General features: G+C 37.6%; 20 protein-coding genes. All 20 read left to right on the top strand.

What is annotated here, in order from left to right; all coding sequences use genetic code 11:
• The first annotated feature begins 3 nt into the window (after positions 1-3).
• Positions 4-3,573: a chromosome segregation protein SMC gene (smc, locus tag ACUXVC_RS19355; RefSeq protein ID WP_095690284.1), complete on the top strand. Its 3,570-nt coding sequence runs from the start codon at positions 4-6 to the stop codon at positions 3,571-3,573.
• A 15-nt stretch (positions 3,574-3,588) separates the two neighbouring features.
• Positions 3,589-4,578, top strand: coding sequence for a signal recognition particle-docking protein FtsY (gene ftsY / locus ACUXVC_RS19350; RefSeq protein WP_000007642.1), 990 nt, complete (start codon positions 3,589-3,591; stop codon positions 4,576-4,578).
• Between the two features lie 132 nt (positions 4,579-4,710).
• Positions 4,711-5,043, top strand: coding sequence for a putative DNA-binding protein (locus tag ACUXVC_RS19345; protein ID WP_000891062.1), 333 nt, complete (start codon positions 4,711-4,713; stop codon positions 5,041-5,043).
• 12 nt (positions 5,044-5,055) lie between these two features.
• On the top strand, positions 5,056-6,405 hold the full coding sequence (gene ffh / locus ACUXVC_RS19340; RefSeq protein ID WP_000863460.1) for a signal recognition particle protein: 1,350 nt from the start codon (positions 5,056-5,058) through the stop codon (positions 6,403-6,405).
• A gap of 101 nt (positions 6,406-6,506) precedes the next feature.
• Complete coding sequence (gene rpsP / locus ACUXVC_RS19335; RefSeq protein ID WP_000268750.1) at positions 6,507-6,779, top strand: 30S ribosomal protein S16; 273 nt, start codon at positions 6,507-6,509, stop codon at positions 6,777-6,779.
• Between the two features lie 14 nt (positions 6,780-6,793).
• Positions 6,794-7,021 (top strand): KH domain-containing protein, encoded by a 228-nt coding sequence (locus tag ACUXVC_RS19330; RefSeq protein ID WP_016118543.1) that lies wholly within the window; start codon positions 6,794-6,796, stop codon positions 7,019-7,021.
• Between the two features lie 120 nt (positions 7,022-7,141).
• Complete coding sequence (gene rimM, locus ACUXVC_RS19325; protein ID WP_000170272.1) at positions 7,142-7,657, top strand: ribosome maturation factor RimM; 516 nt, start codon at positions 7,142-7,144, stop codon at positions 7,655-7,657.
• A complete protein-coding gene (gene trmD / locus ACUXVC_RS19320) occupies positions 7,657-8,391 on the top strand; it encodes a tRNA (guanosine(37)-N1)-methyltransferase TrmD (protein ID WP_095690286.1) in 735 nt (244 codons plus the stop codon). Before rimM ends, trmD begins: the two co-directional genes overlap by 1 nt.
• 146 nt (positions 8,392-8,537) lie before the next feature.
• Entirely contained in the window at positions 8,538-8,882 is a 345-nt protein-coding gene (gene rplS, locus ACUXVC_RS19315) for a 50S ribosomal protein L19 (protein ID WP_001186516.1), read from the top strand.
• Positions 8,883-8,983: 101 nt separating this feature from the next.
• Positions 8,984-9,535 carry a signal peptidase I gene (gene lepB, locus ACUXVC_RS19310; protein ID WP_000711852.1) on the top strand — a complete coding sequence of 184 codons (552 nt, stop codon included), beginning with the start codon at positions 8,984-8,986 and terminating at the stop codon, positions 9,533-9,535.
• A 20-nt stretch (positions 9,536-9,555) separates the two neighbouring features.
• Complete coding sequence (gene ylqF / locus ACUXVC_RS19305) at positions 9,556-10,446, top strand: ribosome biogenesis GTPase YlqF (RefSeq protein WP_000236702.1); 891 nt, start codon at positions 9,556-9,558, stop codon at positions 10,444-10,446.
• A 56-nt stretch (positions 10,447-10,502) separates the two neighbouring features.
• Positions 10,503-11,276, top strand: a complete 774-nt coding sequence (locus ACUXVC_RS19300) for a ribonuclease HII (protein WP_095690287.1) — start codon at positions 10,503-10,505, stop codon at positions 11,274-11,276.
• Between the two features lie 193 nt (positions 11,277-11,469).
• Complete coding sequence (gene sucC, locus ACUXVC_RS19295; RefSeq protein WP_001020790.1) at positions 11,470-12,630, top strand: ADP-forming succinate--CoA ligase subunit beta; 1,161 nt, start codon at positions 11,470-11,472, stop codon at positions 12,628-12,630.
• Between the two features lie 19 nt (positions 12,631-12,649).
• Entirely contained in the window at positions 12,650-13,552 is a 903-nt protein-coding gene (sucD, locus tag ACUXVC_RS19290) for a succinate--CoA ligase subunit alpha (protein ID WP_000115178.1), read from the top strand.
• A gap of 87 nt (positions 13,553-13,639) precedes the next feature.
• A complete protein-coding gene (dprA, locus tag ACUXVC_RS19285) occupies positions 13,640-14,509 on the top strand; it encodes a DNA-processing protein DprA (RefSeq protein ID WP_098125830.1) in 870 nt (289 codons plus the stop codon).
• Positions 14,510-14,653: 144 nt separating this feature from the next.
• Entirely contained in the window at positions 14,654-16,732 is a 2,079-nt protein-coding gene (topA, locus tag ACUXVC_RS19280; protein ID WP_001286955.1) for a type I DNA topoisomerase, read from the top strand.
• A gap of 48 nt (positions 16,733-16,780) precedes the next feature.
• On the top strand, positions 16,781-18,085 hold the full coding sequence (gene trmFO / locus ACUXVC_RS19275) for an FADH(2)-oxidizing methylenetetrahydrofolate--tRNA-(uracil(54)-C(5))-methyltransferase TrmFO (protein WP_000213006.1): 1,305 nt from the start codon (positions 16,781-16,783) through the stop codon (positions 18,083-18,085).
• 65 nt (positions 18,086-18,150) lie between these two features.
• Complete coding sequence (gene xerC, locus ACUXVC_RS19270) at positions 18,151-19,050, top strand: tyrosine recombinase XerC (RefSeq protein WP_001101245.1); 900 nt, start codon at positions 18,151-18,153, stop codon at positions 19,048-19,050.
• 42 nt (positions 19,051-19,092) lie between these two features.
• A complete protein-coding gene (gene hslV / locus ACUXVC_RS19265; protein ID WP_000526274.1) occupies positions 19,093-19,635 on the top strand; it encodes an ATP-dependent protease proteolytic subunit HslV in 543 nt (180 codons plus the stop codon).
• A 22-nt stretch (positions 19,636-19,657) separates the two neighbouring features.
• Positions 19,658-21,049: an ATP-dependent protease ATPase subunit HslU gene (gene hslU / locus ACUXVC_RS19260; protein WP_000550085.1), complete on the top strand. Its 1,392-nt coding sequence runs from the start codon at positions 19,658-19,660 to the stop codon at positions 21,047-21,049.
• Positions 21,050-21,107: the final 58 nt, after the last annotated feature.

Genomic DNA, 21,107 nt, shown 5'->3' with positions numbered 1-21,107 from the left:
TTCGTGTTTTTAAAAAGATTAGAAATAGCAGGGTTTAAGTCTTTTGCTGAGCGTGTATCTGTTGATTTTGTCCCGGGTGTAACTTCTGTAGTAGGACCTAATGGAAGCGGGAAAAGTAATATTACTGATGCAATTCGCTGGGTACTTGGTGAACAATCTGCAAAATCATTACGTGGTGCAAAGATGGAGGATATTATTTTTGCAGGCAGTGATACGAGGAGAGCGGTTAATGTTGCTGAAGTAACAATAACTTTAAATAATGAAGATCAACGTTTACCAATTGAATACAATGAGGTGTGTGTAACACGTCGTGTATCTCGTTCAGGTGAAAGTGATTTTTATATTAATAAACAATCATGTAGATTGAAAGATATTATTGATTTATTTATGGACTCTGGTATGGGAAGAGAAGCTTTTTCAATTATTAGCCAGGGGAAAGTGGAAGAGATTTTAAGTAGTAAGTCAGAAGAGCGTCGAGGTGTATTTGAAGAAGCGGCAGGCGTACTAAAATACAAACTTCGCAAAAAGAAAGCTGAAGGAAAATTAGAAGAAACACAAGAAAACTTAAATCGTGTACAAGATATAATTCATGAATTAAGTAGTCAAGTAGAACCTTTAGAAAGACAAGCTTCTATTGCGAAAGATTATCTTGAGAATAAAGAAGAATTAGAGAAAGTAGAAGCTGCGCTTATTGTCCATGAAATTGAAGAATTGCATGAGAAATGGGAAGCACTTCGAAATCAGTTTGGGCATAATAAAAACGAAGAAGCTAAAATGTCAACGAATTTACAAAAAAGTGAAGAAGAACTTGAGGAATTACGAGGACAATTACAAGCGGTAGATGAGTCTGTAGACTCGTTGCAAGAGGTACTTCTTCTTTCTAGTAAAGAGCTAGAAAAACTAGAAGGGCAGCGCGAGTTGTTAAAAGAGAGAAAGCAAAATGCTACGACGCATTGTGCGCAACTTGAGCAGTTAATTGTTGAATTAACAGAGAAAGCTAAAATTTACGATGGTGAGATTGAGTCAAGTACAGAAGCTTTAATGCAATTTGTGAATGAAGTAAAAGAGTTGGAGCAAAAATTGCATGATAATGAGCAATTGCTTGCTACTTTTGCTGACAATTTAGAGGAACAGATTGAGAATTTAAAAGGTGACTATATTGAACTTTTAAATCAACAAGCTAGTCATCGCAATGAATTATCTATGATTGAAGAACAATCTAAACAGCAAACGTCTAAAAACGAGCGTCTAGATGAAGAGAATGCGAAATATGTAGAAATGCGTATGGAAATTACAGCGAAAAAGACGAAACTTGTAGAAAGTTACGAACAAGCGAAAGAAAAAGTAGCGGGCATTCTCTCAAACATACAGAAGACAGAGGCGGCACTTGGGAAATGTAAGACGCAGTATAGTGAAAATGAAACAAAACTATACCAAGCATACCAATTTGTGCAACAGGCACGTTCTCGAAAAGAAATGCTTGAAGAGATGCAAGAAGATTATTCTGGCTTCTATCAAGGTGTACGTGAAGTATTGAAAGCTAGAGAAAATAGGTTGCAAGGTATCGAGGGTGCTGTTGCGGAACTGTTAACGGTTCCGAAAGAATACGAAGTTGCAATGGAAATCGCTCTAGGTGCAGCGATGCAGCATATTGTTGTACAAACAGAGGAGCATGCTCGTAATGCGATTGCATTTTTAAAGCAAAATAAACATGGACGTGCAACGTTTTTACCGCAAGCTGTTATTAAAAGCAGATCGTTATCATTTGAGCAATTACGCATTGCAAATCAACACCCATCGTTTGTAGGTGTGGCGGCAGAACTTGTGCAGTACAACAATAAATATGAAAGTGTAGTTTCAAATTTATTAGGTACTGTTATTGTTGCGAAAGATTTACGCGGAGCAAATGAGTTGGCGAAACAACTGCAATACCGTTATCGCATTGTAACAATTGAAGGTGACGTAGTGAATCCTGGCGGTTCTATGACTGGTGGGGCGGTAAAACAAGCGAAATCTTCTTTATTAGGACGCCAACGTGAACTGGAAGAGTGGACTCGCAAGTTAACTGATATGGAAGAAAAAACAACAAAGTTAGAAAACTTTGTTAAAGCAGTAAAACAAGAGATTCAAGAAAAAGAAGTGAAAATACGCGAACTAAGGCAAACTGTAGAAGTGGATCGTGTAGAAGAGCAGAAATTAAGAGAAGAGATTAATCGTTTAGAATTAGAAGAACATCGTATTAATGACCGCTTGTCTATTTATGATTTAGAGATTGAAGGGTTTTTACAAGATCGAGTAAAAATGCAAGGGCGTAAAGAGGAGTTAGAAGGGATTTTAGCGAATCTTCAAGCTGATATCACTGAGTTAGATAGTAAAATTGTAGCTTTAACAAAACAAAAAAGTGAGCAACATTCTTCGAAAGAAAAAGTTCAAAAAGAAATGACTGAATTAAAAGTGCTGGCAGCTGAAAAGCAACAACGCTTATCTAATCAAAAAGAAAAAGTTGAACGATTGACGAAGGAAAAAGAAGAAACGGATGCGACACTTGTAAAAACGAAAGAGGATTTAGCATTCTTAAAACAAGAAATGACATCTAATTCAAGTGGTGAAGAGCAAATTACGAATATGATTGAGAAGAAAGCGTATGATCGTAATCAAACTTCAGAATTAATTCGCTCTCGTCGTGAACAACGTGTATCGTTGCAAGAGAGAGTAGAACATTTAGAACGCAATTTGAAAGAAACGACAGGTAAACATAAATATATTCTTGAAATGTTGAAAGATCAAGAAGTGAGAATAAACCGACTTGATGTAGAGTTGGAAAATAGATTACAACATTTACGTGAAACATATACGATTTCATTTGAAGCGGCGAAACTAAAATATACAATGACAATGCCTGCAGAAGATGCGCGTAAGAAAGTAAAATTAATCAAATTATCCATAGAAGAGTTAGGTACAGTGAACCTAGGGGCAATTGATGAATATGAACGTGTAGCGGAGCGTCATACATTCTTACTAGAGCAGAGAGACGATCTAGAAGAAGCGAAAACGACATTGCACCAGCTTATTACCGAAATGGATGAAGAAATGAAAAAACGCTTTTCTACTACGTTTGAAGGCATTAGAATGGAATTTCAATCGGTATTCTCTGAATTATTTGGAGGCGGTAGAGCGGATTTAGTAATGACTAATCCAGAGGATTTACTAAATACGGGTATTGATATTGTAGCACAACCGCCAGGGAAGAAATTGCAGAACTTAGGTTTACTTTCAGGTGGAGAGCGTGCTTTAACGGCAATTGCGCTTTTATTTGGTATTTTAAAAGTGCGCCCAGTACCGTTCTGTGTACTAGATGAGGTAGAGGCCGCCCTTGATGAAGCGAATGTAGCTCGTTTTGCACAGTATTTAAAGAAATTTAGTGATGAGACGCAGTTTATTGTAATTACACATAGAAAAGGTACAATGGAAGAGTCTGATGTGTTGTACGGTGTAACAATGCAAGAATCAGGGGTATCTAAACTTGTTTCGGTTCGTTTAGATGCCGGAGAAGAACTTATTGCAAGTGAATAGGAAGGATGGGAAAGTATGAGTTTTTTTAAAAAACTAAAAGAAAAAATTTCAAAACAAACGGATACAGTTACAGAGAAATTTAAACACGGATTAGAAAAAACTAGAAATTCATTTGCGGATAAAGTGAATGATTTAGTGTATCGTTACCGTAAAGTGGACGAAGATTTCTTCGAAGAGTTAGAAGAAATCTTAATTGGTGCAGACGTTGGCGTTGCGACGGTAATGGAATTAATTGATCAATTGAAAGAAGAAGTACAACGTCGTAACATTCAAGATCCAAAAGAAGTACAAGCTGTTATTTCAGAAAAACTAGTGGGAATTTACAAAGGTGACAGCGATTTTAGTAACGAAATTAATATGCAAGAGGACCAATTAACGGTTGTTTTATTTGTTGGTGTTAACGGTGTAGGAAAAACGACAACAATTGGTAAACTGGCGCATAAGTTTAAATCAGAAGGTAAGTCAGTCCTATTGGCAGCAGGAGACACATTCCGTGCTGGGGCGATTGAACAATTAGAAGTATGGGGCGATCGTGTTGGTGTAGAAGTGATTAAACAAGGATCTGGATCTGATCCAGCGGCGGTTATGTATGACGCTGTACAAGCTGCGAAAGCACGTAAGGTAGATGTATTACTATGTGACACAGCAGGGCGCTTGCAAAATAAAGTAAACTTAATGAAAGAGTTAGAGAAGGTGAAGCGTGTAATTGAGCGTGAAGTACCAGGTGCTCCTCATGAAGTATTGCTTGTTATTGATGCAACAACAGGACAAAACGGTTTAAGCCAAGCGAAAACATTCCGGGAGGCAACGAATGTAACTGGTATTGTTTTAACGAAGTTAGATGGAACTGCTAAAGGTGGTATTGTATTAGCGATTCGTAACGAAATGGATGTACCGGTGAAGTTTGTTGGATTAGGAGAGCAAATGGATGACTTGCAGCAGTTTGATCCAGAACAATATGTGTATGGTTTATTTGCGAACTTAGTAGAAACAGAAGAAGTATAAGCGAAAGAAGCGGTATTTCCGCTTCTTTTTCTATAAAAATATATGATGTTAAGAAAAAAACTTGACACTCTTTTGGACTCCATGTAAACTAATTCATGTAAAGGGAAATCACTTAACAAAGGATGATCCAACATGCTCGAAAAAACAACGAGAATGAACTATTTATTTGATTTTTATCAATCGTTGTTAACGCAAAAACAAAGAAGTTATATGTCGCTTTATTATCTAGATGATTTATCTCTTGGTGAAATTGCGGAAGAATTTGATGTAAGTCGCCAAGCCGTGTATGATAACATTAAACGGACTGAAGCGATGCTTGAAGAATATGAAGAAAAATTAGTATTACTTCAAAAGTTTCAAGAGCGACAGCGACTTGTTGCAAAGCTAAAACAGCTAATCAGCGAAGAAGAGCATGTGAATGAAGAAATGAAACAAGTTGTTGAAGCTATCGAAAAATTAGATTAGGAGGGCGGCAATATGGCATTTGAAGGATTAGCCGACCGACTTCAACAGACAATGCAAAAAATCCGCGGCAAAGGAAAAGTTTCTGAAGCCGATGTGAAAGAAATGATGAGAGAAGTTCGTCTAGCTCTTTTAGAAGCAGATGTTAACTTTAAAGTAGTAAAAGATTTTGTGAAGCGTGTGTCTGAACGTGCTGTCGGACAAGATGTAATGAAAAGTTTGACACCTGGACAACAAGTAATTAAAGTTGTACAGGAAGAACTTACAGAACTTATGGGCGGAGAGCAAAGCAAAATTGCTGTTGCTAATAAGCCACCGACTGTTATTATGATGGTTGGTCTGCAAGGTGCGGGTAAAACAACGACGACAGGTAAGCTTGCGAATTTGCTTCGTAAAAAGCATAATCGTAAACCGATGCTTGTTGCAGCTGATATTTACCGTCCAGCAGCAATTAAACAGCTTGAAACATTAGGGAAGCAATTGGACATGCCTGTATTTTCTTTAGGAGATCAAGTAAGTCCTGTTGAAATTGCGAAACAAGCGATTGCAAAAGCAAAAGAAGATCATCATGATTATGTTTTAATCGATACAGCGGGTCGCCTGCATATTGATGAAGAACTAATGGATGAATTAGCGAAAGTTAAAGAAGTTGCGAAACCGGATGAAATTTTCCTTGTTGTCGATGCGATGACGGGACAAGACGCGGTAAATGTTGCACAAAGTTTCCATGAACAGTTAGGTTTAACAGGTGTTGTATTAACGAAATTAGATGGTGATACGCGCGGTGGTGCTGCATTATCTATTAAGGCTGTAACAAACACACCAATTAAATTTGCAGGTATGGGTGAAAAACTAGATGCAATTGAAGCGTTCCATCCAGAGCGTATGGCATCCCGTATTTTAGGGATGGGCGACGTCTTAACATTGATTGAAAAAGCGCAAGCTACAGTTGATGAAGAGAAAGCAAAAGAACTTGAGCAAAAAATGCGTACGCTTTCGTTTACGCTTGACGATTTCCTAGAACAACTTGGACAAGTGCGTCAACTTGGGCCGCTTGATGAATTGTTAGGAATGCTTCCTGGTGCAAATAAAATTAAAGGGCTGAAAAATGCGCAAGTTGATGAAAAACAAATTGGGCATATTGAGGCAATTATTCGTTCTATGACTAAATTAGAACGAGAACAACCGGAAATAATCAATGCTAGTCGCAAAAAGCGCATTGCCAAAGGTAGCGGTACAACTGTACAAGAAATCAATCGTCTAATCAAACAATTCGATGACATGAAAAAAATGATGAAGACGATGACTGGAATGCAAAAAGGCAAGAAAAAAGGACTAGGTGGATTGAAGTTTCCATTCATGTAAGGAAAAAAAGATGGCTCTGTTAAGAAAAAATACTTTACAAAGCAATAGTCTTTTTGCTAATATAATTATCTGTGTGAAATAAATTCGGAGGTGCTTTATAAATGGCAGTTAAAATTCGTTTAAAACGTATGGGAGCTAAAAAAACTCCTTTCTATCGTGTAGTTGTTGCAGATTCTCGTTCTCCTCGTGACGGACGTTTCATTGAGGAAATCGGAACTTACAATCCAGTTGCTCAACCAGCTGAAGTTAAGATCAACGAAGAAGCAGCATTAAAATGGTTAGGAAATGGTGCTAAACCATCTGATACAGTTCGTAACTTATTCTCTAACCAAGGTATCATGGAGAAATTCCACTTATCTAAACAAGGTAAGTAATTGAGGCAATGACTATGAAGAAGTTAGTCGAGACGATTGTCAAGCCTCTTGTCGATTATCCTGAAGATGTAAAAGTTACACAGGAACTTTACAACGGAGAGATAAAGTATCGATTAACTGTACATCCTGAGGATGTTGGAAAAGTCATTGGAAAGCAAGGGAGAGTTGCGAAAGCGATTCGAATGCTCTTGTATTCAGTGGGACATCATAATGATGAAAAAGTAACACTGGAAATTCAATAAACGTAAAAAGGGCGAGGAGTTATTCCTCTCCCTTTTTTAACATTTAAATAGAGATTGCATGTTCCATCTATGAAATGGAGATGCTTAATTTATATAGAAACCAGGGGTGACATACTATTTATGACAAAATGGTTTAACGTAGGGAAAATTGTAAATACTCATGGCGTAAGAGGAGAAATCCGTGTTATTTCTCGTACTGATTTTCCAGAAGAGCGATATAAAGTAGGAAACACACTATACATATCGAATGAGAAAGACACAGACTACCTTCCGGTGAAGGTAACTTCTCATCGCCAACATAAGACATTCGATTTATTAACATTTGAAGGATATAACAATGTAGATGAAGTAGAGAAGTTTAAAGGTTCTTTAATAAAAGTACCAGAAGAGCAGTTAGGCGAACTTGCTGAAGGTGAATACTACTATCACGAAATTATTGGTTGCAGCGTTGTAACGGAAGAAGGAGAAGCGCTAGGGACAATCAAAGAAATTCTCTCTCCTGGTGCAAATGATGTTTGGGTGATTAAACGTCCGAAGGGTCAAGATCTTTTAATTCCTTATATTGATGACGTTGTACTTCAAGTTAATATTGAAAATAAATTAGTAACCATTCATGTAATGGAAGGGTTGCTATAATGAAAATTGATATTTTAACGTTGTTCCCAGACATGTTTACCGGTGTATTTGGATCTTCTATATTAAAGAAGGCGCAAGAAAAAGAAGTGGTAAACCTTCGTGTTGTTAACTTTCGTGATTATACAACAAGTAAGCATAATAGCGTAGACGATTATCCTTACGGCGGAGGAGCTGGTATGGTGCTTACTCCTCAGCCTATTTTTGATGCTGTAGAAGATTTGACGAAAGAGACAGAGCGTAAGCCGAGAGTTGTCTTAATGTGTCCGCAGGGCGAAAGATTTACGCAGAAGAAAGCGGAAGAGCTTGCAGAGGAAGAACATTTGATCTTTGTATGTGGGCATTATGAAGGGTATGACGAACGAATTCGTGAGCATCTCGTAACGGATGAGATTTCTATTGGTGACTATGTATTAACGGGCGGAGAATTAGCTTCTATGGTTATTACTGATAGTGTTGTACGTCTCTTGCCAGGCGTGCTAGGAAATCATGCTTCACAAGTGGAGGATTCGTTTAGTACAGGTTTATTAGAGCATCCTCATTATACACGTCCGGCTGATTTTCGTGGTATGAAGGTACCGGATGTATTAATGTCAGGGAATCATAAAAATATTGACGAATGGCGACATAAGGAATCTTTGCGCCGTACGTATACGCGTAGACCTGATTTGTTAGATGATAGAGATCTATCTAAACAAGAGAAAAAATGGCTTGAGGAAATAAAGCGAGAGCAGTAATAACTTCATATATTTGCTATTGCAACAGGCCTAGTAATATGCTATTATAACATTTGTGCTACTGAAATCAGTAGCCGTATTAACGATGTTCCGCTGTAATTTATTAAGACTTTATAAGAGCATCTGTTTAAAGGAGAGAATTTAATATGCAACAATTAATCGCAGAAATTACAAAAGGCCAATTAAAAACTGACCTTCCTTCATTCCGTCCTGGTGACACTTTACGTGTACACGTAAAAGTTGTTGAGGGAACTCGTGAAAGAATTCAGCTTTTCGAAGGTGTTGTAATTAAACGTCGTGGTGGCGGAATTAGTGAAACATTCACAGTTCGTAAGATTTCTTACGGTGTAGGTGTTGAGCGTACATTCCCAGTTCACACGCCAAGAATCGCGAAAATCGAAGTACTTCGCCGTGGTAAAGTACGTCGTGCTAAGTTATACTACTTACGTAACCTTCGCGGTAAAAAAGCACGTATTAAAGAAATTCGATAAGACATGTATGGGAGCTTGTAAATGCACAAGCTCCCTTTTTCCAATCTATATGAAATTTTGGTATAATACGAACAGCTTACATAACCGTGGAGGGGAAATGCATGAAAAAAGAGAAGAGTTCACTTTGGGAATGGATTAAAGCAATTTTGATTGCTGTTGTATTAGCTGGTGTTATTAGACAGTTTTTCTTTGCTCCAATTCTCGTAGACGGGGTATCGATGGCACCTACTTTACATGATCGTGATCGAATGATTGTGAATAAAATTGGTTATCACATTGGAGATCCAAAACGCTTTGATATTATCGTATTTCGAGCAACAGAAGATAAAGATTACATTAAGCGCATTATAGGCCTGCCAGGCGATGAAATAGAGTATCGTAATGATAAACTGTATGTTAACGGAAAGGCTTATGAGGAGCCGTATTTAGACAAGCAGAAAAAGCAAATTGCTGACGGACCGCTTACATATGATTTTAATCTTGAAGAAATGACAGGCAAGAAAACTGTTCCAAAAGATCAATTATTTGTTTTAGGTGATAATCGTCGTTTTAGTAAAGATAGCCGTTCAATCGGTACGATTTCAAAGGATCAAGTAATTGGTAAAGCCAATATGTTATATTGGCCGTTAGAAGACGCACGTATTGTGAAATAAATGAAAAAGAAGGTGGCAACATGGTAATTCAATGGTTTCCAGGGCATATGGCGAAGGCTAGACGCCAAGTAACGGAGAAATTAAAATTAATTGATGTTGTAATTGAGCTTGTAGATGCTCGATTACCATTATCATCTCGAAACCCAATGATTGATGAAATCATTACACATAAGCCGAGGCTTGTTGTTTTAAATAAAGCGGATATGGCAGATGATCGTTTAACAAAACAATGGATCGCATATTTTAAAGAAAAAGGCCATATGGCAATTTCGATTAATGCGCAAGCTGGACAAGGTATGAAAGAAATTGCAGCAGCTTGTAAAGTGCTTGTTAAAGAAAAATTTGATAAAATGGTTGCAAAAGGTATTAGACCGAGAGCGATTCGCGCATTAATTGTAGGTATACCAAATGTTGGTAAATCTACATTAATTAATAAATTGGCAAAGAAAAATATTGCTAAAACAGGAGATCGTCCAGGTGTGACAACAGCTCAACAATGGATTAAAGTTGGGAAGGAAATGGAATTGTTAGATACGCCAGGTATTCTGTGGCCTAAATTTGAAGATCAATTAGTGGGTCTTCGCTTAGCGACGACGGGTGCAATTAAAGATTCAATTTTAAATTTACAAGATGTAGCTGTTTACGCATTACGTTTTATGGAGAAACATTATCCAGAACGCTTGAAAGAACGCTACAATTTAAATGAGATTCCAGAAGATATTGTGGAATTATTCGATGCAATTGGAAAAAATAGAGGCTGCTTAATGGGCGGCGGAATGATTGATTATGATAAGACATCTGAGCTTGTACTTCGTGAGCTTCGTGGTGGCAAACTTGGAAAAATGACGTTTGAGACACCGGAAGAGTTTGCAGAGCAAGTAGAAGATGTGGAAAAAATAGAAGAAGTATAAGACGTGCGTTTGTGCGTCTTTTCTTTTTGGATACGTTTAAAAAGGAGCTTGTATAAATGCAAACAATGACGATAAAAGAAGCGGAAAATGTATTGAAAGAAATTATGAATGAAGAAGATGATCGCTTTCAACTGTTAATGAAAGATGAGCGAAAAGGCGTTCAAAAGCTCGTTTTGAAGTGGTATAAACAAAAAGAGTTAGAACAGAAAGAAAAAGAGAAGTTTTTTGAAATGTCCAAGTATGAAAATGCTTTGCGTGAAAAAGGGGTCACATATATCGCAGGTATTGATGAAGTAGGGCGCGGGCCATTGGCTGGGCCTGTTGTGACGGCAGCTGTCGTTCTTCCTGAGGATTTTTATATTCCAGGGTTAAATGACTCAAAAAAGCTGAGTGAAGCGAAACGTGAGCGTTTTTATGATGAAATAAAAGTACAAGCGATTGCAATTGGAGTTGGAATTATATCACCGCAAGTTATTGATGAAATTAATATTTACCAAGCAACGAAACAAGCGATGTTAGATGCTGTTGCAAATTTATCTTATACACCCCAACATTTATTAATTGATGCGATGAAGCTTCCCACACCAATTCCGCAAACTTCAATTATTAAAGGTGATGCGAAAAGTGTTTCGATTTCAGCTGCATCCATTATCGCAAAAGTAACGAGAGATCGTATGATGAAAGAACTGGGAGAGAAGTATCCTGAATACGGATTTGAGCAACATATGGGATATGGCACAAAGCAACATTTAGAGGCAATTGAAGTGCATGGAGTATTAGAGGAACACCGAAAGTCATTCGCGCCAATTAAAGATATGATTCAAAAATAAGCTGTAAATATACAGCTTATTTTTTATTTTGGCATATAAACATTACTATTTCCGAAAAAGAATAAAGCGATTTCAGTTTTCTGACACTTTATTGTAGACAGCGTGCCAATCATCTTATACAATGGCAATGTAATGTTTTTTAAACATTAAAAAACTTTTCGAGTAAAACAGGAAAACAGGGGAGGATGGGACCATGAATATCCATGAGTACCAAGGTAAGGCAGTCCTTAGAAGCTATGGGGTTAGCGTTCCGAACGGGAAGGTTGCATTTACAGTAGAAGAAGCTGTAGAAGCAGCGAAAGAATTAGGAACAGATGTATGTGTAGTGAAAGCACAAATTCACGCTGGTGGACGCGGCAAAGCTGGCGGAGTAAAAGTTGCAAAAAATTTAGATGAAGTTCGTACATATGCAGAAAGCATTTTAGGAACTACACTTGTGACACATCAAACAGGTCCTGAAGGTAAGGAAGTAAAACGCTTACTTATCGAAGAAGGTTGCGATATTAAAAAAGAATATTATGTAGGTCTAGTTTTAGATCGTGCAACTTCTCAAGTTGTTTTAATGGCTTCTGAAGAAGGCGGAACAGAAATTGAAGAAGTAGCAGAAAAAACACCTGAAAAAATCTTTAAAGAATATATTGATCCGGCAGTAGGCTTACAAGGTTTCCAAGCGCGCCGAATTGCATTTAACATCAATATTCCAAAAGAGCTTGTAGGACAAGCTGTGAAGTTTATGATGGGCTTATACCGTGCGTTTATCGAAAAAGATTGCTCTATCGCTGAGATTAACCCACTTGTTACAACAGGTGAAGGTAAAGTTATGGCACTAGATGCAAAATTAAACTTTGATTCTAATGCGTTATATCGCCATAAAGACATTTTAGAGCTTCGTGATCTTGATGAAGAAGATGCAAAAGAAATTGAAGCTTCAAAATACGACTTAAACTACATTCCTTTAGATGGAAATATCGGTTGTATGGTTAATGGTGCAGGTTTAGCGATGGCTACAATGGATATCATTAAACATTACCACGGTGACCCAGCTAACTTCTTAGATGTTGGTGGCGGTGCAACTGCTGAAAAAGTTACAGAAGCATTCAAAATTATCCTTTCTGACAAAAATGTAAAAGGTATCTTCGTTAACATTTTTGGTGGCATTATGAAGTGTGATGTTATTGCAGAAGGTGTTATTGAAGCAACGAAACAGGTAGGTCTTGAGTTACCTTTAGTTGTACGTCTTGAAGGTACAAACGTAGAACTAGGTAAGAAAATTTTAAATGAGTCTGGCTTAAATATTGTTGCAGCAGAATCTATGGCAGACGGTGCACAAAAAATTGTTTCACTAGTGGGCTAATAGAAAGCGGGGGAGAAAAATGAGCGTATTAGTTAATAAAGATACAAAAGTTATTGTTCAAGGTATTACAGGTTCTCAAGGTTTATTCCATACAAAACAAATGATTGAATACGGTACGAAAATTGTCGGTGGTGTAACGCCAGGTAAAGGTGGCACTGATATTGAAGGTGTACCAGTATTTGATACTGTAGAAGATGCAGTGAAAGCAACAGGCGCAAACGCTTCAGTTGTATACGTTCCACCCGCTTTTGCGGCTGATGCAATTATGGAAGCAGTTGATGCAGAAATTGATTTAGTAGTATGTATTACTGAAGGAATTCCTGTATTAGATATGGTAAACGTAAAGAGATATATGGCTGGTAAACATACACGTTTACTTGGACCAAACTGCCCAGGTGTTATCACGCCTGATGAATGTAAAATCGGTATTATGCCAGGATACATTCATAAAAAAGGTCATGTAGGTATCGTATCGCGCTCTGGTACTTTAACGTATGAAGCTGTACATCAGTTAACACAAGAAGGTATTGGACAATCTACTGCTGTAGGTATCGGCGGGGACCCTGTTAACGGTACAGACTTTATTGATGCGTTAAAAGCATTTAATGAAGATGAAGAAACACATGCTGTAATTATGATTGGTGAAATCGGCGGTACAGCAGAAGAAGAGGCAGCTGAATGGGTAAAAGCTAATATGACAAAACCTGTTGTAGGCTTCATTGGTGGTCAAACAGCGCCTGCTGGCAAACGTATGGGCCATGCTGGTGCAATCATTTCTGGCGGTAAAGGAACTGCTGCTGAAAAGATTAAAACAATGGAAGCTTGTGGCATTAAAGTAGCTGAAACTCCAGCAGTTATGGGAGAAACGCTAATCTCTGTTTTAAAAGAAAAAGGTTTATTTGAGACTTGCAAAAACTATTAATCTGTTGAAAGACACCTTCTTACTTGAGGGTGTCTTTTTACACTTTTTCTGTTTACATAATAAAAATTATGGGTAAGGAGAATTGAGATGAAAAGAGAGCGATTATTACATCTTCATTACTTGCTAGCAGATTATTGGAAAGCGGTGGAGAGGCTACTATATGTCGATCCAGAATTAAAGAACATATATACTTTTAACGAAAAACAAATGGAATACTACACTGGAATATCCTCGAAAAAATCTTCAGAACTAGTGAAATTTCTTCAAAGTTCAAATCTTCCGCAATATATATCTTATTTAGAGAAAAATCGTATTTTTTATATAACGATATGGGATGAAAATTATCCGCAATTATTACGTGAAATACAAGACCCTCCCTTCGTTTTATATGGAAAAGGAGAGAAAGATTTTCTCAATAAAGTAAATAAATTAGCAGTTGTTGGAACGAGAGAACCATCATTATATGGTCATGAGAGTTTGAAGTTTATTTTACACCCTTTATTAGAAAGAGAGTGGCTTATTGTCAGTGGGTTTGCAAAAGGGATAGATACAATGTCTCATGAGATTACAGTAAGGCATCATTGCCCGACTATTGCGATATTAGGGCACGGATTGTCGTTTATGTATCCGAAAGAAAATAGACATTTATATGAAATGTGGAAGGAATATATATTGTTATTGACAGAGTATCCTCCGCACTATGCACCGAAAAAATGGTATTTTCCAAAAAGGAACCGGATTGTTAGTGGTATAAGTAAAGGTGTTTTAGTTGTAGAAGCCAAATCGAGAAGTGGAACACTTATTACTGCAGACCTTGCGTTAGAGCAAAATAGAGAGGTGTTTGCGCTTCCTGGACCTATATTTATAGAGGGGGCATCGGGAACGAATCATCTTATTCAACAAGGAGCAAAATTAGTAAGAAATGCAGAAGATATCTTGGAGGAGATTTTAAATTAACCTTATATTTTTAAATTTTTATTAAACAATTATTGACAAATGGTAGATTGGCACTGTATGGTATATTCATTCTTGATTGACAAAAACAAGAGAAATCAATAAGATTAATGAAGACTTGAATCCACCTCTTAAGGAGGCACTAGCATGTCAGATTACCTCGTAATCGTGGAGTCGCCTTCTAAGGCGAAGACCATTGAGAAATATTTAGGGAAAAAATACAAAGTTGTCGCGTCTATGGGACATGTTCGCGATTTGCCAAAAAGTCAAATGGGGATAGAAGTAAAGAACAACTTCACCCCGAAGTATATTACCATTCGTGGTAAAGGTCCCGTCTTAAAGGATTTAAAATCAGCGGCGAAAAAAGCAAAGAAAGTTTATCTCGCGGCCGATCCAGACCGCGAAGGGGAAGCGATTGCTTGGCATTTAGCGAATACGTTAAATGTGGACGTTGAATCAGATTGTCGGGTTGTGTTTAATGAGATTACGAAAGATGCAATCAAAGAATCATTTAAACATCCTCGCGCAATTAATATGGATTTAGTAGATGCACAACAAGCAAGACGCATACTTGATCGTCTTGTTGGTTACAATATTAGTCCTTTATTATGGAAGAAAGTAAAAAAAGGATTAAGTGCAGGGCGTGTACAATCTGTAGCAGTTCGTTTAATCATCGAACGTGAAAAGGAAATTCAAAGCTTTGAACCTGAAGAATTCTGGACAATTAAAACAGAATTTGTAAAAGGAAAAGACACATTTGAAGCAAGTTTTTACGGTGTAGATGGTGAAAAAGTTCAATTAACGAATGAAACGCAAGTGAATGAAATAATTGAACAGATGAAAGACAATGCGTTTTCAGTTGAAAATGTAACGCGTAAAGAGCGAAAACGTAATCCTGCATTACCGTTTACAACATCTTCCTTGCAACAAGAAGCAGCACGTAAGTTAAATATGCGAGCAAAGAAAACGATGATGCTTGCACAGCAATTGTATGAAGGGATAGATCTTGGAAAACAAGGAACTGTAGGTCTTATTACGTATATGAGAACTGATTCAACACGTATCTCAGAAACAGCTCAAACAGAGGCACGTACTTACATCACTGAAGCGTATGGTACGGAATACATAGGAACAGAAAAGAAGAAAGAATCGAAAAAGTCAAATGCACAAGATGCACATGAGGCAATTCGTCCTACTTCGGTAATGAGAAAGCCAGAGGAACTGAAAAGTTTCTTAAGTCGTGATCAACTTCGATTATATAAATTGATTTGGGAGCGATTTGTTGCAAGTCAAATGGCGTCTGCTATAATGGATACTGTGACAGCGAGACTCATTAATAACAATGTTCAGTTCCGTGCAAGTGGATCGGTTGTAAAGTTCCCAGGATTTATGAAAGTGTATGTAGAGTCGAAAGATGATGGTGCGGAAGAAAAGGATAAGATGTTGCCGCCTTTAGAAGTAGGGGAAACTGTATTTTCAAAGGATTTAGAACCGAAGCAACATTTTACACAACCTCCTCCGCGCTATACAGAGGCCCGTCTAGTAAGAACACTTGAAGAACTTGGAATTGGAAGACCGTCGACTTATGTACCTACACTTGAAACGATTCAAAAACGTGGATATGTAGGTTTGGATAATAAACGCTTCGTTCCGACTGAACTTGGTGAAATAGTAATTGAACTTATTTTAGAGTTTTTCCCAGAAATTATTAACATTGAATTTACTGCCAATATGGAGCAAAGCCTTGATGAAGTAGAAGAAGGAAATGCCAATTGGGTGAAAATTGTTGATGATTTCTACGTAGGATTTGAACCGCGCTTAGAAAAAGCGGAAAAAGAAATGCGTGAAGTGGAAATTAAAGATGAGCCAGCTGGGGAAGACTGTGAATTATGCGGACATCCAATGGTCTTTAAAATGGGTAAATACGGGAAGTTTATGGCTTGTTCGAATTTCCCTGATTGTCGTAATACAAAAGCGATTGTGAAAGAAATCGGTGTAACTTGTCCGAAATGTGAAGAAGGACAAATTATTGAGCGTCGCAGTAACAAAAAGAAACGTCTTTTCTATGGATGCGGTACGTATCCAGAGTGTGACTTTGTATCTTGGGATAAGCCAATTGGTCGTAAATGTCCGAAGTGTGAAGGCATGCTTGTAGAGAAAAAGTTAAAAAAAGGCGTGCAAGTACAATGTATTTCGTGCGATTATGAAGAAGAACAACAAATGTGAGCGTAACTGCTCACATTTTTTTCGGGAAGAAAAGGAAAGGTGATATAAATGACAACACAAGTAGTAAACGTCATTGGCGCAGGTCTTGCAGGAAGTGAAGCAGCTTACCAAATTGCAAAACGTGGTGTCCAAGTTAGATTATATGAAATGAGGCCGGTAAGGCAAACACCAGCTCATCACACAGATAAATTTGCTGAATTAGTATGTAGTAACTCACTTCGTGCAAACACTTTAACAAATGCAGTTGGAGTTATTAAAGAGGAAATGCGTTTAATGGATTCTGTAATTATTCGTGCGGCAGACGAGTGCTCTGTACCAGCTGGAGGTGCTTTAGCTGTAGACCGTCATGAGTTCGCAGCTAAAGTAACAGAATACGTAAAAAACCATCCGAATGTAACTGTAGTGAACGAAGAGCTTACTGAAATTCCAGAAGGACCAACAATTATTGCAACAGGTCCACTTACATCTCCTGATCTTGCTGCACAATTAAAAGAACTAACAGGTGAAGATTATTTCTATTTCTACGATGCGGCAGCACCAATCGTAGAAAAAGACAGCATTGACATGAATAAAGTATATTTAAAATCGCGTTATGACAAAGGTGAAGCTGCATATTTAAATTGCCCAATGACAGAAGAAGAGTTTGACCGTTTTTATGAGGCTTTAATTGCTGCTGAGACAGTGCCTTTAAAAGAGTTTGAAAAAGAAATTTTCTTTGAAGGTTGTATGCCAGTAGAAGTTATGGCAAGTAGAGGGAGACAGACGCTAGTATTTGGACCTATGAAACCTGTTGGATTGGAAGATCCAAAAACAGGAAAAACGCCATATGCTGTTGTTCAGTTGCGTCAAGATGATGCAGCGGGAACTTTATACAATATCGTAGGTTTCCAAACGCATTTAAAATGGGGACCACAAAAAGAAGTGCTACAGTTAATTCCGGGACTGGAAAATGCAGAGATTGTACGTTATGGTGTAATGCATCGTAATACGTTTATTAATTCACCTAATTTGCTTCGTCCAACATATCAATATAAACAACGTGATGATTTATTCTTCGCTGGTCAAATGACTGGAGTAGAGGGATATGTTGAATCAGCAGCATCAGGATTATTAGCGGGAATTAATGCTGCACGTCTTGTGCAAGGTGAAGAGCCAGTTGTATTACCGTCAGTAACTGCAATGGGTAGCATGGCAAATTACATTACGGCAACGAATGCTAAAAACTTCCAACCGATGAATGCGAACTTCGGTCTATTTGCACCGTTAGAGAAAAAGATCAAAAAGAAAGCGGAACGAAATGAAGCATACGCAACACGCGCTTTAGAAACAATTCAAAATTTTGTAAATATTTAGTTAAATTTCTTGCAAAGGCTACTAAGTTGTGATACGATTTAGTAGCCTTTATTGAGGTGAGTTGTGTGAATGTGAAGAAATTGTTACAATTATTCGTTGGATATTTACAAATTGAAAGAAATTATTCAAAATATACAATTGCAAGTTATCAAAATGATTTAGAACATTTTGTGCAATTTATGGAGCGAGAAGGCATATCCTCTTTTTTAGACGTTACATACGCGGATGTTCGTTTGTACTTAACGACGTTGCACGATGAAAAGTTAGCCCGTAAATCTGTCGCAAGAAAAGTATCAAGCTTACGAAGTTTATATCGTTTTTTGATGCGTGAAGGTTATCGAAAAGATAATCCGTTTGCACTTGCGTCACTCCCCAAAAAAGAATTGTCAATCCCAAAGTTTTTATATGCTGAAGAGTTAGAGGAATTATTTGAAGTTTCTGACACGGGAACACCATTAGGTCAAAGGAATCAAGCTTTATTAGAGTTGATGTATGCGACTGGAATCCGTGTGAGTGAATGTGTCAATTTACAACTTACCGATATTGACTTTGCGGTGGGAACAATTTTAGTAATGGGAAAAGGAAAAAAACAAAGGTATATTCCGTTCGGAAGCTATGCGCAAGATTCTTTAATTACTTATATAGAGAATGGGAGAAAACAGTTAGTTAATAAGACTGACGAAGACTCTCGTATGGTATTTTTAAATGCGAAAGGTACACCGCTAACAAGTCGTGGAGTACGTTATGTTTTAAATGAACTCATTAAAAAGGCGTCACTGACAATGCGGATAAGTCCCCATATGTTAAGGCATACATTTGCTACACACATGTTAGATGAAGGGGCAGATTTACGTACTGTACAGGAGCTATTAGGTCATGAGAATTTGTCGACTACACAAATTTATACGCATGTCTCTAAAGAAAGATTGCGTTCTGTTTACATGAAGCATCACCCGCGGGCATAAATTGCTTTAAAAGCTATAAAAACAAATAAAGGAGTTTTTTCTATGGGGAATTTCCACGCTACAACGATATTTGCAGTTCATCATAATGGAGAATGTGCAATGGCTGGAGATGGTCAGGTGACAATGGGAAATGCTGTTGTAATGAAACATACAGCTCGTAAAGTTCGCAGACTTTTCCAAGGTAAAGTTTTAGCTGGTTTTGCAGGTTCAGTTGCTGATGCATTTACTCTTTTTGAAATGTTTGAAGGGAAATTAGAAGAGTATAATGGCAACTTGCAGCGTGCAGCTGTTGAAATGGCAAAACAATGGCGTGGCGATAAAATGTTACGTCAACTAGAAGCGATGCTCATTGTCATGGATAAAACAACTATGCTTCTTGTTTCAGGTACAGGAGAAGTGATTGAACCGGATGATGGTATTTTAGCAATTGGATCTGGTGGAAATTATGCGCTTTCTGCAGGTCGTGCTTTAAAGCAATATGCAAGTGAACACTTAACAGCGAAACAAATTGCGAAAGCGAGTTTAGAGATTGCTGGTGATATTTGTGTTTATACGAATCACAACATAATTGTTGAAGAATTGTAGAATCGTAAGGGAGGCATTTTATATGCATTTACATTTTACTCCGCGCCAAATTGTGGAAAAATTAGATCAATATATCATCGGTCAAAAAGACGCAAAGAAAGCGGTTGCTGTAGCGTTGAGAAATCGATACCGTCGTAGTAAATTAGCTGAAAATTTACGTGATGAAATAGCACCTAAAAACATTTTGATGATTGGACCGACAGGTGTTGGGAAAACAGAGGTAGCACGACGAATGGCGAAACTCGTTGGAGCACCTTTTATTAAGGTTGAGGCTACAAAATTCACAGAAGTTGGATATGTGGGTAGAGATGTAGAGTCGATGGTACGTGACCTTGTGGAAACATCGGTTCGTATCGTAAAAGAAGAAATGGTAGTGAAAGTTCAAGATAAAGCAGAAGAGCAAGCGAATCAACGTCTTGTTGAAATTTTAGTACCGAGTCCGGAGAAGCAATCTGGATTTAAAAACCCATTAGAGATGCTTTTTGGGGGCGCTCAAAATTCGAGTCAAACGTCTGATACACAAGAAGATGGTGAAATCGAAAAGAAACGTCAAGATGTGGAGAGAAAGCTTGCTGCAGGGCTTCTTGAAGAAGAGATTGTATCGATTGAAGTTACTGAGCAACAGTCGTCAATGTTTGATATGTTACAAGGAACTGGCATGGAGCAAATGGGAATGAATTTCCAAGATGCGTTAGGGAGTTTTATGCCGAAAAAAACAAAAAAACGTAAACTTTCTGTAAAAGAAGCAAGAAAACTCTTGACAAATGAAGAGGCACAGCGCTTAATTGATATGGATGAAGTTACACAAGAGGCTGTTTATCGTGCTGAACAGCTCGGGATTATTTTTATCGATGAAATTGACAAAATTGCTGGTAAGCAGTCGAATAGCGTAGATGTATCACGTGAAGGTGTGCAACGTGACATTTTGCCAATTGTAGAAGGGTCGAATGTTGCGACAAAATACGGATCAGTAAAAACGGATTATATTTTATTCGTTGCAGCTGGAGCGTTCCATATGTCTAAACCGTCGGATTTAATTCCGGAATTGCAAGGGAGATTTCCGATTCGAGTAGAATTAACAAAATTATCGACAGACGATTTTGTTAAAATATTAATCGAGCCTGACAATGCGTTAATTAAACAATATATGGCATTATTAGCGACTGAAGGTATAGAAATTGAATTTTCAGACGAAGCTATTCGTAAGATTGCTGAGATTGCTTATCAAGTTAATCAGGATACAGATAATATTGGAGCAAGAAGACTTCATACGATTATGGAGAAGCTCCTTGAAGATTTATCGTTTGAAGCATCTGAAATTACGTTAGAGAAAATAACGATAACCCCTCAATACGTTGAGGAGAAATTAGCAACAATTGCTAAAAATAAAGATGTGAGCCAGTTTATTTTGTAATAGTGTCATCAGGTGACTCGCCCTAGTTTCCAAGTGATGAAAAAATATGTGAGTAACA

The sequence above is a fragment of the Bacillus sp. N6 genome (assembly GCF_052805735.1).
The sequence above is the reverse complement of the archived record's forward strand: the minus strand, read 5'-3'. Positions and strand labels throughout refer to the sequence as shown.